The organism is Pseudonocardia xinjiangensis, from assembly GCF_050948425.1.
Classification (GTDB): Bacteria; Actinomycetota; Actinomycetes; order Mycobacteriales; family Pseudonocardiaceae; genus Pseudonocardia; species Pseudonocardia xinjiangensis.
In genome coordinates this window covers 7,690,102-7,703,947 of the sequence record NZ_CP192009.1, presented here as the reverse complement: position 1 = coordinate 7,703,947, position 13,846 = coordinate 7,690,102, and the positions used below count along the sequence as shown (strand labels likewise).

General features: G+C 70.7%; 13 protein-coding genes. 7 read left to right on the top strand and 6 right to left on the bottom strand.

Features of this window, described 5'->3' with window-relative positions; translation table 11 throughout:
* Positions 1–1,008 carry a C40 family peptidase gene (locus ACQPZA_RS36470; protein WP_433277072.1) on the top strand — a complete coding sequence of 336 codons (1,008 nt, stop codon included), beginning with the start codon at positions 1–3 and terminating at the stop codon, positions 1,006–1,008.
* 37 nt (positions 1,009–1,045) lie between these two features.
* A complete protein-coding gene (locus ACQPZA_RS36465) occupies positions 1,046–1,474 on the top strand; it encodes a hypothetical protein (protein ID WP_433277070.1) in 429 nt (142 codons plus the stop codon).
* Positions 1,475–1,725: 251 nt separating this feature from the next.
* Here ACQPZA_RS36465 and ACQPZA_RS36460 read toward each other — a convergent pair whose 3' ends face one another.
* Genes ACQPZA_RS36460 through ACQPZA_RS36445 form a run of 4 tightly spaced genes read right to left on the bottom strand, consistent with a single transcriptional unit; the run spans position 1,726 to position 4,777 of the window.
* The gene (locus ACQPZA_RS36460; RefSeq protein ID WP_433277068.1) at positions 1,726–2,514 is read right to left on the bottom strand and encodes an ESX secretion-associated protein EspG; all 789 of its coding nucleotides are present in this window, start codon (positions 2,512–2,514) and stop codon (positions 1,726–1,728) included.
* A 2-nt stretch (positions 2,515–2,516) separates the two neighbouring features.
* Complete coding sequence (locus ACQPZA_RS36455; protein WP_433277066.1) at positions 2,517–3,830, bottom strand: hypothetical protein; 1,314 nt, start codon at positions 3,828–3,830, stop codon at positions 2,517–2,519.
* A 6-nt stretch (positions 3,831–3,836) separates the two neighbouring features.
* Positions 3,837–4,427: a DUF3558 domain-containing protein gene (locus tag ACQPZA_RS36450; protein ID WP_433277065.1), complete on the bottom strand. Its 591-nt coding sequence runs from the start codon at positions 4,425–4,427 to the stop codon at positions 3,837–3,839.
* Positions 4,424–4,777: a hypothetical protein gene (locus ACQPZA_RS36445; RefSeq protein ID WP_433277063.1), complete on the bottom strand. Its 354-nt coding sequence runs from the start codon at positions 4,775–4,777 to the stop codon at positions 4,424–4,426. Before ACQPZA_RS36445 ends, ACQPZA_RS36450 begins: the two co-directional genes overlap by 4 nt.
* A gap of 190 nt (positions 4,778–4,967) precedes the next feature.
* Here ACQPZA_RS36445 and dnaK point away from each other — a divergent pair, with 190 nt between their 5' ends.
* The 4 genes from dnaK to ACQPZA_RS36425 are packed head-to-tail and all read left to right on the top strand — an operon-like array spanning position 4,968 to position 9,154.
* Positions 4,968–6,827 (top strand): molecular chaperone DnaK, encoded by a 1,860-nt coding sequence (gene dnaK, locus ACQPZA_RS36440; RefSeq protein ID WP_169399247.1) that lies wholly within the window; start codon positions 4,968–4,970, stop codon positions 6,825–6,827.
* A complete protein-coding gene (gene grpE / locus ACQPZA_RS36435; RefSeq protein ID WP_433277060.1) occupies positions 6,824–7,495 on the top strand; it encodes a nucleotide exchange factor GrpE in 672 nt (223 codons plus the stop codon). Before dnaK ends, grpE begins: the two co-directional genes overlap by 4 nt.
* 19 nt (positions 7,496–7,514) lie before the next feature.
* Complete coding sequence (gene dnaJ, locus ACQPZA_RS36430) at positions 7,515–8,717, top strand: molecular chaperone DnaJ (RefSeq protein ID WP_169399249.1); 1,203 nt, start codon at positions 7,515–7,517, stop codon at positions 8,715–8,717.
* A complete protein-coding gene (locus tag ACQPZA_RS36425; protein WP_433277058.1) occupies positions 8,714–9,154 on the top strand; it encodes a heat shock protein transcriptional repressor HspR in 441 nt (146 codons plus the stop codon). Before dnaJ ends, ACQPZA_RS36425 begins: the two co-directional genes overlap by 4 nt.
* 11 nt (positions 9,155–9,165) lie before the next feature.
* Here the strand turns inward: ACQPZA_RS36425 and ACQPZA_RS36420 are convergent, their stop codons facing one another.
* Both ACQPZA_RS36420 and ACQPZA_RS36415 read right to left on the bottom strand, forming a co-directional pair.
* On the bottom strand, positions 9,166–9,594 hold the full coding sequence (locus ACQPZA_RS36420) for a hypothetical protein (protein WP_433277056.1): 429 nt from the start codon (positions 9,592–9,594) through the stop codon (positions 9,166–9,168).
* Positions 9,595–9,634: 40 nt separating this feature from the next.
* The gene (locus ACQPZA_RS36415; RefSeq protein ID WP_433283130.1) at positions 9,635–10,738 is read right to left on the bottom strand and encodes a globin domain-containing protein; all 1,104 of its coding nucleotides are present in this window, start codon (positions 10,736–10,738) and stop codon (positions 9,635–9,637) included.
* Positions 10,739–11,108: 370 nt separating this feature from the next.
* Between ACQPZA_RS36415 and clpB the strand changes: the two genes are divergently transcribed.
* Positions 11,109–13,721, top strand: a complete 2,613-nt coding sequence (gene clpB, locus ACQPZA_RS36410; protein ID WP_169399263.1) for an ATP-dependent chaperone ClpB — start codon at positions 11,109–11,111, stop codon at positions 13,719–13,721.
* Positions 13,722–13,846: the final 125 nt, after the last annotated feature.

The following is a 13,846-nucleotide window of genomic DNA, read 5'->3' as shown; positions in this document are numbered from 1 at the left end:
ATGAACGTCCTGCGGCCGCTGCGGCTCCTCGTCCCGTTCGTGGCGATCGCCGCCGCGCTCGGTCTCTTCCTGGGCATCGGCTTCATCGCGTTCAGCACGGGCGGGGGAGGCGGCCAGTCCGCGTCGTACGGACCGTGTGACGCCGGGCTGGACTCGAGCCCTCTCGCGAGTGGCCGGGCGCCGCTGCGGGCCGCCGACCTGAGCGATGACCAGCGGCGCAACGCCGCCACGATCATCCAGGTCGCCCGCAACCTGGGGGCTCCGCCGCGGGCGTGGCTCGTCGCGCTCGCCACGGCCATGCAGGAGTCCACCCTGCGCAACATCAACTACGGCGACCGGGACTCGCTGGGGCTCTTCCAGCAGCGCCCGTCCCAAGGTTGGGGGTCGCCGTCCCAGGTCACCGATCCGACGTACAGCACCACGATCTTCATCCAGCGACTCCTGGCGGTGCCGGGGTGGGCCGACATGCCCGTCACGGTGGCGGCGCAGACCGTCCAGCGCTCGGCGTTCCCCGACGCGTACGCCAAGTGGGAGGGCCTGGCCGCCGATCTCGTGAAGCAGTTGGCCGACGTGTCCGACCCGGCGGGGTGCGGGCAGACCAGCGTGCTTCCCGACGGCGCAGCGGGCGCGGCCATCGCCTTCGCGCTCAAGGAGGTCGGGAAGCCGTACGTGTGGGGTGCGACCGGACCCAACACCTATGACTGTTCCGGGTTGATGCTGCGCGCCTTCCAGGCCGCCGGGATCAACCTGCCCCGAGTGTCGAGGCAGCAGTTCTACGCCGGTGGCCACGTGCCGGTCGCTCAGGCACAGCCCGGTGACCTGCTCTTCTACGCCACCGATCCGTCGGACCCGGCCACCATCCATCACGTGGTGCTCTACATGGGCAACGGGCAGATGGTGGAGGCGCCCTACACCGGACAATCCGTCAGAGTGCGGCCGGTGCCGTGGGACTATGCGGAGCTCGTGCCGCTGGCCACTCGGCCCGGCACCACACCGAACCGTGCCTAGGGTCGTGGTCGGCGGCCACGTACGAGCAGGAGTAGCAATGCCCCCCGAACCCTTCGTTCCGGCGTCCACCACGCCACTGCAGGACTACCTCGACGGGCCCGCACCGGGCGCCACCGACGACCATCTCGTGGTGCCGCGCTCGCTGGCCCAGTCGATGCCGCTGCGCTGGCAGCAGGTGTTCGTCGGGCTGCTCGCCGACCTGCACGACGCCTACGGCCACCTGCCCTGGCCCGACTACATGGTGGTGCCGAGCCGCTGGGAGCTGCTGGTCGATCTGGACGAGGAGCAGCTCGCCGCTGCGGGCTACGTGGCCGACCTCGGCCCGGACGGACAGCTGGAGTACCGCAACAGCGCCGACGAGGTGGTGCCCGACCCGGAGAACCACCGCGTACTGGCACCGGTGGCCGACCCGCTGCCCCCGGCCTCCGGGGGCCGAATCGAGCCCCGCCCGGCCGCCCCCCTGTAAAGCCCGCGAGTCGCCCGTTCCCCGTGCGCGAGTCGCCCGCCGGGCGTGCTCGAGCGCCCTTCCCTGCCCCGCGAGTCGCCCCTTTCCCGCGCGCGAGTCGCCCGTTCCTGGTGCGCGAGTCGCCCGTTCCCTGCCCACGAGTCGCCCCTTTCGGTGCGCGAGTCGCCGGTTCCCTGCGGGTCGGCGTGGATGCGGCCGCGTAGCCGTCGCTCCAACCTGAAGGCCGCTGCCGAAAGCGGGGTGTGGTCGGTTCAGATCCCTGAACCGACCACGGCGCCTGCGAGGTCGGCCAGGTCGTCGACCAGCCCTTGTGCCGTCACCGGCCCGATGGTCACGGTGGTGGTGCCCGATTCGGTCCGCCGGAGCTGGCGGAAGTGCCCGTCGTCGGTGCGGTGCATCCCCACCACGTACGGCGCCCGACGGCGCCGGCCGCCCCCGGGCCGGCCGGTGGCTCCGAACTGCCCGCGTTGACGCACGCCGGAACACATCCGGACCAGGCGGCCGGCGTCGAGCCGGGGAACGCCTCGCCACACGAGCTCTTCGGCGAACCGGCCCGGATCGTCGGGCGCAACGGATCGGGCAGCGTCGAGTGTCGCCGCCGGCAGCGTCACCACGGCACCTGGACCGGGCGTGACGGGGCCGATCAGCTCGACGAGTGCCGGCGCCGCCGCGTCGACAGGCACGTCGAGCAGCGCGATCTGCGCCCCGTGCCGGACGGCGAGCGTGCAGCGGTTCGCCTGGCACGCTGCCAACCCGGCGACCAGGGTGTCGCCGCGGAATCGCAGGTCGAGCGTCAACTCGGCCCCGGCGAGCAACCGCAGCCGCTCGGCGAGCACCGGGTGCGGACCGCGGTCGTCGCCCAGTCCACGGCGGTGCAAGTCCGCACAGACGGCAGCGATGATGCGACGGCGCTCCTCCATGGTCCGGCCCGCACTCGGCGGATCCAGCTGCGGCGGGGTCTCCCCCAGACCGAGCAGTTCCCAGGAGATCTCGAACTCGGTGACGCCCAGAACGGTCGCCCGGGTCCAGTCGAGACCCATGGTCAGCCGTCCCGTCCCTCGATGACCGGCTCGGTGTGTGGTGGCAGGTCCACGTCGAAGGCCTCGGTCGACGGGATCCAGTACCGGACCTTGTGCTCGGTCGGCCCGGCTCCGGCTCCGGCCCCCATGCCGCCCAGGAATGGGGCATGCCCGCCGGCGCTCACCCCGTTCGCCCTCGGCGATCCCGGGGGTGCAGCGCCCGCGCCCGCCGCCGGGCGAGCCGCGCCGGACTGCTCGGATCCCCCGGGTAGCCGCCCCGCGAACTCACCCCCGTTCGTGCCGCCCCGGCCGAGGCCGACACCCGGTCCGCCCGCTGGGAGGGGACGGCCGGGCCCAGCGGACAAGCCGGCCGCGCCGTTCGTCCCGACGCCGCCTCGGCCGATGCCGGCAGGCAATCGCTCGCTGCCTCCCCAAGCCGGGGCGGGAGTGCCGGCGCCTGCGCTGCCCCAGCCGACGCCGCTCCCGGCGTTGGTGGAGCCGGGGCGCGATGATCCCGGCGCGTGCAGCCCTCCGGCAGGCCCGATACCCGGGACGGCACCGGGAATCTGGGCCCCGCTCACCGCAGGAGTCCCGGCGTTGCCACCGATCCCGACGGTCTCGGGTGCGAACCGCCCCACCGTCGGAGAACCCGGTGGTGCCGCAACGCCGGTAGGCGCCGGCGGTCCACTCGCCGGCCCGATGCCGACGGGATCGGCGCCGAGGGGGCCAGGGGACGGGAACGGAGGCGCTCCGGAACCCCCAGGCGCACCCGGCACGGTCGGTGCCGACGCCGGTTCGACGAGCGGGAACGCCTCCAAGCGCTCGCGGCTGACCTGCTCGTGGCTGTAGAGCGCCTCGTTGGCTCGCGCGTCGAGCGTGCGGTTCTCCTCGAGGGTCGCCGTGAAGTCGGACTGGACGTCGAACGTGTCCCCGAACGCCGTCCGCATCCCGGCGCCGTAGACGTCGATACCCATGTCCCACCAGTCCCAGCTCCCCGGGTCCTGCCAGGCGATCTTCGGACGCATCTCCTCGAACGACTGGCCGTAGCCTGCGACGGCGCTGCTGCCGGCCCCGCCGTCCAGCCCCGCCGTGCCTGCCCGGTCGGCCGCCCTCGCGAGAGCCCCGGCCGTCGCCTCGGCCGCCTGCCCGTGCCACTGCAATCCCAGCGGGGCGAGCAGGCCACGGATCGCATCGTCGGACGCGACGAACGCGTTGCCGAGATTGCCCATCCCGATTCGCGCGGGTTCGGTGGCCTGCAGGCCGACAGCACCGTTGATCCAGGAGAACTTGGTGCGCAGATCGAAGCCCTCGTAGCGGTAATAACCGATCTCGGTCATGCCTCGTCACCCGCCCGACTGCTCGATGAGGGTCTGGACGGCCATCTCGGCCGCCACCTTGGCCTTGTCACACGCCAGCTGTTTTGTCATGGGGACGGTGGCCCCGTCGTAGTCGTATTGGACCCAAAGGGATTGTCCCGCCGCTACATCGATGAGTAGTACGCAATGGAACTCGACGGGATAGCGTTCGTCGCGTTGAGTCTCGACTGCGGCGAAGTCACCGATCTGGACGACTCTGGCCCCGGTGGTGCTGTGGAGAGCGAATTCTGCGCCCTGCTGTGTCACCAACTGCACGAGATAGGAGTCCAGTGGTTCCTGCGGGAAGCGGCTCCAGACACAGGCAGGACTGTTGAAGCCATCACTGGCAACTCCGGGACGCCCCTTACCTACGTCGAGATGTCCCTGCTGCGACGGTGTCAGCATCAGGCAAGGATCGAGCCCTTGCTCGAGGGGAAGCTCTCTGGGCCGCGCGGGCAAAACATCGGCGCTACTGGTGGGTGGAACGGGCGATTCGGTCACATCGACGGAGCAGGCAACCAGCGTAAGCGCGAGCATGAGGAGCGCAAGGGGGAGAAAGTTTGTGTGAGTGCGGGTCATGCGCTGAAAGAGGCCGCAATCTCGGCATCTGTGTAGCCGTAGCTCCTGGCGATGTCACCGAGCAGGGCTCCGGCTGTCTCAAGCTCGGTCGTGTAGCGGGCGCAGTGGTCGACCAACCCTTCGATTCGCTCGCTGAAAGCGTGGGCAGCGTCAGCGGACACTGGATCTCTGCCACAGAGGCCAACGGTGATGCCCACGCCGTGAAACTTGATCGCGTCGCGGAGCCGCAACGCCTCCCCCAGCAGCGCGGCTCGCGCCTGGAGCACGGTGTCCCGATCCACCTGGAGCGTGAGGGACTCGACGGCGGCGTCGAGTTGCCCGTGGTGCGGGCCGGGGCGCGGCGCGATCATGCGGGCAGCGTAGGGCGCCCGCAGCGGCCGGTGGGGTGGTTCGGGGGAAGTCCCGGGAACACGGTCGGCCGGTGGCGCGTTGGACGGGACAGCAAGTTGAGCGGGATCGGCTCAAGGGCGCTGTGCAAGCGCGGCCGGTTCCGTGTAAAACTTGAGCGAACCGAACTCAAGCTACTCGGAGGCAATCACCATGGCTCGTGCGGTCGGCATCGACCTCGGGACCACCAACTCCGTCGTCGCCGTCCTCGAAGGTGGCGAGCCGACGGTCATCGCGAACTCGGAGGGGGCGCGGACCACACCGTCCGTCGTCGCCTTCGCCCGGAACGGCGAGGTACTCGTCGGACAGTCGGCGAAGAACCAGGCCGTGACGAACGTCGACCGGACCATCCGGTCGGTCAAGCGTCACATCGGCACCGGCTGGACCACCCCGGACGTCGACGGGAAGAAGTACTCCGCCCAGGAGATCAGCGCGCGCGTGCTGCAGAAGCTGAAGCGCGACGCCGAGTCGTACCTGGGTGAGACGATCACCGACGCGGTGATCACCGTCCCGGCGTACTTCGAGGACTCGCAGCGCCAGGCCACCAAGGAGGCCGGGCAGATCGCGGGCCTCAACGTCCTGCGCATCGTCAACGAGCCCACCGCCGCCGCTCTGGCCTACGGGCTGGACAAGGGCGAGAAGGAGCAGACCATCCTGGTCTTCGACCTCGGTGGTGGCACGTTCGACGTCTCGCTGCTGGAGATCGGTGAGGGCGTCGTGGAGGTCAAGGCCACCAACGGCGACAACCACCTCGGTGGCGACGACTGGGACGAGCGGGTCATCACCTGGCTCGTCGACAAGTTCAAGAACAGCCAGGGCATCGACCTGACCAAGGACAAGATGGCGATGCAGCGGCTGCGTGAGGCCGCTGAGAAGGCGAAGATCGAGCTGTCGAGCCAGTCGACGGCCACGATCAACCTGCCTTACATCACGGTCGACGCCGACAAGAACCCGCTGTTCCTCGACGAGACGCTGTCGCGCGCGGAGTTCCAGCGGATCACCTCCGACCTGCTCGACCGCACTCGTGCGCCGTTCAACCAGGTCGTGAAGGACGCCGGCATCTCCGTCGGCGACATCGACCACGTCGTGCTCGTCGGTGGTTCCACCCGCATGCCGGCCGTCACCGAGCTGGTGAAGGAGCTCACCGGTGGCAAGGAGCCCAACAAGGGCGTCAACCCGGACGAGGTCGTGGCCGTCGGCGCCGCACTGCAGGCCGGTGTGCTGCGCGGTGAGGTCAAGGACGTCCTGCTGCTCGACGTCACCCCGCTGTCCCTGGGCATCGAGACCAAGGGTGGCGTGATGACCAAGCTCATCGAGCGCAACACCACGATCCCCACCAAGCGGTCGGAGATCTTCACGACGGCCGACGACAACCAGCCGTCCGTGCAGATCCAGGTGTTCCAGGGTGAGCGCGAGATCGCGTCCTACAACAAGAAGCTCGGCATGTTCGAGCTGACCGGCCTGCCGCCCGCCCCGCGTGGCGTGCCGCAGATCGAGGTCTCCTTCGACATCGACGCCAACGGCATCGTGAACGTGTCGGCCAAGGACCTGGGCACCGGCAAGAGCCAGGCCATGACGATCACCGGCGGATCCGCCCTGGGCAAGGACGAGATCGACCGGATGATGCGCGAGGCCGAGCAGCACGCCGAGGAGGACAAGAAGCGCCGCGAGGAGGCCGAGGTCCGCAACCAGGCCGAGTCGCTCGTCTACCAGACGGAGAAGTTCGTCAAGGAGAACGACGAGAAGCTCCCGTCCGACGTCAAGGACGGCGTCAACGCCGCTCTCGGCGAGGCGCAGGCCGCGCTGAAGGGCACCGATACCGACGCCATCAAGTCGTCGATGGAGAAGCTCGCCACGGAGTCCCAGAAGATGGGCGCCGCGCTGTACCAGCAGCCGGGCGCCGAGGGTGCCGCCAACCCGGGCGCTGACGCCGGGCAGGCCCAGGGCAGCAACAGCTCCGACGACGACGTCGTGGACGCCGAGATCGTCGACGAGGAGAAGGACAAGAAGTGACTGATCGCGACCGCAACGAACACGGCGAGAACGGTGCCGAGGGCGAGCGGGTCGTGGTTCGGGACCGGCGCCGGATCGATCCGGTGACCGGTGAGGTGCGGACCCCGGCCGGTGAGCCGGCCGGGGCCGCCCCCGCCGAGTCGCCGGAGGTGGGCCTGGACGCGGTGGCGGCTGCAGAGCTCGCCGCCCAGGTGGCCGAGCGCACCGCCGACCTGCAGCGGGTCAGTGCGGAGTACGCCAACTACCGGCGCCGCGTCGACCGCGACCGCGAGACCGTGCTGGTCGGGGCGCGGGTGCAGTTCGTCTCCGAACTGCTCACCGTGCTCGACGACCTGGAGCGGGCGGATGCCCACGGCGATCTCAACGGTCCGTTCAAGGCCGTTGCCGACAAGTTGATCTCGGTGGTGCAGAAGCTCGGCCTGGAGTGGTTCGGGCTGGAGGGCGAACCCTTCGACCCGTCCGTGCACGAGGCCGTGCAGCACGAGCCGAGCGACGTCAGCGGTCCCACCGTCACGGTGGTGTCGGCGGTGCTCCGCCGCGGCTACCGCATCGCCGACCGCGTCCTGCGGCCCGCGATGGTGGCGGTGACCGACCGCGCCGACGACGGCACCGCCACCGAACCGGATGCGACGCCCATGACGGAACCCGGCCCCACCCAGGGCCCCTGAGAAGACGCGAGGAGGCGGAGTGACCCAGCGCGACTGGATCGAGAAGGACTTCTACCGCGAGCTGGGCGTCACCTCAAGCGCGTCCGCGGACGAGATCAAGAAGGCGTACCGGAAGCTCGCGCGTGAGCTGCACCCGGACGCCAACCCCGGCGACGCCAAGGCCGAGGCGCGGTTCAAGTCCGTGTCCGAGGCCTACGGGGTGCTGTCCGACGAGAAGAAGCGCCGTGAGTACGACGAGACGCGTGCGCTCTTCGCCGGTGGCGGCGGTTTCGGAGGCGGTGGGGGCTTCCCCGGTGGCTTCGGGACCGGGGCGGCCGGTGGCCAGAGCTTCGACCTGAACGACCTGTTGAACCGCACCGGTGCCGGGGGCTCCGGCGCCGGTGGGGCCGGGGGTCTCGGCGACCTTCTCGGCGGCATCTTCGGCAACCGCGCCGGGGCGGGGCCCACCGGGCCCCGTGCCCAGCGCGGCGCCGACGTCGAGAGCGAGCTGCGTATCGACTTCATCGACGCCGTGCGCGGCGCCGAGGTGCAGCTGAGGCTGTCGTCGCCCGGTCGGTGCGAGCGGTGTGGTGGCACCGGGGCCCGCCCCGGCAGCACGCCGCACCAGTGCCCCACGTGTGGTGGCGTCGGCCTGGTCAGCCGCAGCCAGGGCGCGTTCGCGTTCTCCGAGCCGTGCCGCGACTGCCGCGGTACCGGCCGGATCATCGACGACCCGTGCCCGGAGTGCGGAGGCGACGGCGTCAGCACCCGCACCCGGCTGCTCACCGTCCGGGTTCCGGCCGGTGTGGCCGACGGCCAGCAGATCCGGCTCAAGGGCCAGGGTGAGCCCGGTCGCGGCGGCGCACCTGCCGGTGACCTGTACGTCAAGGTGCACGTCAACCCGCACCGGCTGTTCGGCCGGTCGGAGCGCAATGCCGACGACCTGACGCTGACGGTTCCGGTCACCTATCCGGAGCTGGTGCTCGGCAGCACGCTGACCGTGCCCACGCTCGACTCCACCGTGTCGCTCCGGATCCCCCCGGGCACGTCGAGCGGGCGCACGTTCCGGGTGCGTGGCCGCGGTGTGCAGCGCAAGAACGGCAAGACCGGTGACCTGCTCGTCACCGTGGAGGTCGCGGTGCCGAGCTCGCTCGACGACGCGGCCACCGAGTCGCTGCAGGCCTACGCCGAGGCCACCAAGTCGTTCGACCCGCGGGCCGACCTGCTCGGGGGCCGGCGATGACCAGCGGCGGCGGCCCCGCGCTACCCCCGGGCGCCAACCCGGACAGCCCTGTCTTCGTCATCTCGGTGGCGGCGGAGCTGGCCGGGCTGCACGCCCAGACTCTGCGCAGTTACGACCGGCTGGGGCTCGTGAGCCCCGGCCGGTCGCCCGGCGGCGGCCGTCGCTACTCGGCTCGCGACATCGCGCTGCTCCGCGAGGTGCAGCGGCTCTCCCAGGAGGAGGGCGTGAACCTCGCGGGCATCAAACGCATCATCGAGCTCGAGCAGCTCGTCGACGAGCTGCGGGCGCGGCTCGACGAGATGGCGCACGACCTGATGGCCGCTCATGCTGCCGCGGACCAGGCCGCTGCCAGCGTGCACGCGTCGTACCGGCGAGACCTCGTGCCGGTGGACCGCCGCCAGGCCCTCGTGGTGTGGCGGCCGAAGCCCCGGGAGTGACGAGGCGCGTGTCAGCCCGCGGTCACGACCCGTGGCGGGTTCTCCGGCACCGGGTAGGCCCGCAGCGCGACGACGTCATCCGGTGAGTCGCCCCGGGTCGCGAAGCGCATCTCCAGCGACGTCCCGACCAGCTCGGCGATGGGGTGCGTGACCCGTCCGGTCCCGGTCACCGGCCAGGGCGCACGCAGGTGCGGGACCACCAGATCCTGGACGTCGGCGAGCATGTGAGTTGCGACCACCGCCAACCCGGCCCGGTCGACATCGGGCGGCACGCCGAGTGTCTCCGTGGCGACGACCCGGTGTCGATCCTGCGAGGTCGAGAGCACGACCTGCGGTCCGGCCGCGGTCAGCGCGAGGTGCTCGGGCACGACCGGTCCCAGCTGGTCGACGATGTGCGCCAACAAGTCGGGCAGGACGGCCGCCCAGCTCCCTGATCTCATCGTGGCGTGATCAGGCATTCGTTCGATGCCGGGAGTGGGACTAGTCCATCGTGAACGGGTCGTACCGGATGCGGTCGAGCGGCGTGCCGGCCACGAGCATCCGGGACACGGTGGCGCGGATCATCGCCGGCGAGCCGCAGACCATCACGTCGTGGTCGGCCCACGCCCCGTAGCGCGTGACCACGTCGGCCAGCGTGCCGCGCTCGGCGCCGGTGCCCGCCTCCTCCTTCTCGACGACTGGGACGATGTCGAGCCAGGTGTTGCTGTAGGAGAGGCGCCGCAGGCTGGGGAAGTCGTAGAGGTCGTCCCACGTGCGGCCACCGACGAAGACCTGCGTGTGAGGCTGGGTCGGCCGCGCGGCCAGATCCTCGAGCAATGCCTTGATCGGCGCCACGCCGGTGCCGCCGGTGACCATCAGGAGGTCGCGTCCCGACTCGACGTCGACGTGCATGCGGCCCATCGGCGGACCGATCCGCCAGGTGTCCCCGATCCGGGAGTGGGCGACGATCGCCCGGCTCACCCATCCGCCGTCGACGGCGCGCACGTGGAAGTCGAGCGTGCCGTCCGGCCGGGGCGCGTTGGCCGGGGAGAGATAACGCCACAGGCGCGGCCGCTGGGGTGTCTCCACGCTCAGGTACTGGCCCGCCCGGTACGGGATCGGCTCGCTGGTCTGCACGGTGATCATCGCGAGGTCCCAGCCCACCCGCTGGTGGTCGACCACCCGGCCCAGCCAGGACGCCGGACCGCGTTCGGCCTGAGCGGCGTCGATCATGGCGTTGGCCACGATCCCGTAGGCGTCGGTCCAGGCGTTCTCCATCTCGGCGGTCCACGAGGGACCGGAGAACTGGCGGATGCTGCCGATCAGCGCCGCCCCCACAGCGTCGTAGTGCTGGGCGAGCACGCCGAACTTGCGGTGGTCGCGCCCCAGCTGCTCGAGGAACGGCATCAGGTCGTCGGGCTGATCCACCATCTGGACGACGTGCACGAGCGCCCGGAGCAGCCGGCTGCGCTGCACCTCCATGTTGATGGGGAACAGGTCGCGGGTCTGTGGGGCGATCCGGAAGAGGGTGCCGTAGAAGTGTCGCCCGAGCTCCTCGGCCTGCGGCTCGACCTCTGCGAAACTGGACCGGATGACGTCGACCATCCCGGACTGCTCGCTGCGGGACTCACCGACGGAGAGGTCGGCGGCGAGCAACTGTTCAGCGGTCATGAATGGCCGGCTCTTCCTGCTCGATGGTCGGGGGGCGGAGGGAGGCGAGTCTCTGGCTGGAGAAGCCTAACGCTCGGGAGGCACTCTGGTGACCCTCCGTTGCCCCGAGGATGGGTCTTCTCGCAGCGAGGCGGCCCTGTCCCGCCCGTCCGGGGGCTGCCGGACCGTTCGGCGCACAGTTGTCCGAATCTGCTGTCGGCTCGCGAAAACAAGCAGAGCTGAGTGGAACAGGCTCAACTTTCCTGACGTTGTTCGGAGCGACGGGCACGATGGTGTCCTGGCGACGATGCAGGAGGAACAGGGGATGGACTCCTTCAACCCCACCACCAAGGCGCAGCAGGCCATTTCGGCCGCGGTGCAGGCCGCTGCGCTCGCCGGCAACCCTGATGTCGGCCCCACACACTTGCTGGGTGCCCTGCTGGCGCAGGGCGATGGGATCGCCGTGCCGCTGCTCACGGCGGTGGGTGCAGACCCTGCCGTAGTGCGCACCGAGCTCACACAGCTGGGCAACAGGCTGCCATCGGCGGCCGGCGCCACGGTGAGTGCACCGCAGCTGTCGCGCGACGCGCTGGCGGCGATCACCGCCGCGCAGCAGCTCGCCACGGAGATGGGCGACGAGTACGTCTCCACCGAGCACCTGCTGGTCGGGCTGGCCGGCACGCGTGGTCCGGTCGCCGACCTGCTGCGCCGCCACGGCGCCACGCCGGACGCGCTGCGGGAGGCGTTCGCGAAGGTGCGCGGGTCATCTCGCGTCACCAGCCCGGACCCCGAGGGCACCTACCAGGCGCTGGAGAAGTACGGCGTCGACCTCACCGAGCGGGCCCGCAAGGGCGAGCTCGACCCGGTGATCGGCCGTGACACCGAGATCCGCCGCGTGGTGCAGGTGCTCTCGCGGCGCACCAAGAACAACCCCGTGCTGATCGGTGAGCCGGGCGTCGGGAAGACCGCGATCGTCGAGGGGCTCGCCCAGCGGATCGTGGCAGGCGACGTCCCGGAGTCGCTGCGCGGCAAGCGGGTGATCTCCCTCGACCTCGGTTCGATGCTCGCGGGCGCGAAGTACCGCGGCGAGTTCGAGGAGCGGCTCAAGGCCGTGCTCAAGGAGATCACCGAGAGCGCCGGCGAGGTCGTCACCTTCATCGATGAGCTGCACACGATCGTCGGGGCGGGCGCCACCGGCGAGGGTGCGATGGACGCCGGCAACATGATCAAGCCGATGCTCGCCCGCGGTGAGCTGCGGCTGGTCGGTGCCACCACGCTCGACGAGTATCGCCAGCGCATCGAGAAGGACGCCGCGCTGGAGCGCCGCTTCCAGCAGGTGCTGGTCGGCGAGCCCAGCGTCGAGGACACCATCGGGATCCTGCGCGGGCTCAAGGAGCGCTACGAGGTGCACCACGGCGTGCGGATCACCGACGCCGCGCTGGTCGCCGCAGCCACGCTGTCCGACCGCTACATCACCGCGCGCTTCCTCCCCGACAAGGCGATCGACCTGGTCGACGAGGCCGCATCGCGGCTGCGCATGGAGATCGACTCCCGGCCCGTGGAGATCGACTCGGTCGAGCGCGCCGTGCGCCGGCTGGAGATCGAGGAGATGGCGCTGGAGAAGGAGAACGACCCCGCCTCCCGCGACCGGCTCGACGCGCTGCGGGCCGAGCTGGCGGAGAAGCGCGAGGAGCTCTCCGCCCTCACCGCCCGGTGGCAGAACGAGAAGGGCGCGATCGAGAGCGTCCGTGAGCTCAAGGAGCAGCTCGAGGGGCTGCGCGGGGAGTCGGACCGCGCCGAGCGTGACGGCGACCTCGGCAAGGCGGCTGAGCTGCGCTACGGGCGCATCCCGGCGCTGGAGAAGAAGCTGGAGGAGGCCACGGCCGTCACGGCTCCGGATGCCGACGTGATGCTCAAGGAGGAGGTCGGCCCGGACGACGTGGCCGACGTCGTGTCCGCATGGACCGGCATCCCCGCCGGCCGGATGCTCGAGGGTGAGACGGCCAAGCTGCTGCGCATGGAGGACGAGCTCGGCAAGCGGGTGGTCGGCCAGACCGAGGCCGTGCGCGCGGTGTCCGACGCGGTGCGCCGGGCCAGGGCGGGCATCGCCGACGAGAACCGGCCCACCGGGTCGTTCCTCTTCCTCGGCCCCACCGGCGTGGGCAAGACCGAGCTGGCGAAGGCGCTGGCCGAGTTCCTGTTCGACGACGAGCGGGCGATGGTCCGCATCGACATGAGCGAGTACTCGGAGAAGCACAGCGTCGCCCGCCTGGTCGGCGCCCCGCCCGGATATGTGGGCTACGACCAGGGCGGGCAGCTCACCGAGGCCGTACGGCGCCGTCCGTACACGGTGGTGCTGTTCGACGAGGTGGAGAAGGCACACTCGGACGTCTTCGACACGCTGCTGCAGGTGCTCGACGACGGCAGGCTGACCGACGGCCAGGGCCGCACGGTCGACTTCCGCAACACGATCCTGGTGCTGACCTCCAACCTCGGCTCGCAGCTGATCACCGACCCGGCTCTCGACGACCGCGGTCGCAAGGACGCGGTCATGGCGGTCGTGCAGCGGCACTTCAAGCCGGAGTTCCTCAACCGGCTCGACGACGTGGTGGTCTTCCACGCGCTGTCCACCGAGGAGCTCACGCACATCGTCGACATCCAGCTCGACGTGCTGCGGCGGCGGCTGGCGAAGCGCCGGCTCACGCTGGAGGTCTCCGACGCAGGCCGCGAGTGGCTGGCGATGAACGGCTTCGACCCCGTCTACGGGGCCCGACCGTTGCGCAGGCTCGTGCAGTCGGCGATCGGTGACCAGCTCGCGAAGGAGCTGCTGTCCGGCGACATCCGCGAGGGCGACACCGTCCGGGTCGACCTCGACCCGGAGGCGAGCGGCGGCATGGGCGGTCTGATCGTCGGCCGCGCCCTGCCGGTCACCATCTGAGGCGGCGGCTTCTCACGCACCTGACGGGAGGGTGCTCGGGCCAGGCCCGAGCACCCTCCCGTTGACGTGCGCCGGGGTGTAGACCTTGAGGCGGGAACTGCAGGGTGAGTGACCGCGGCCAGGAG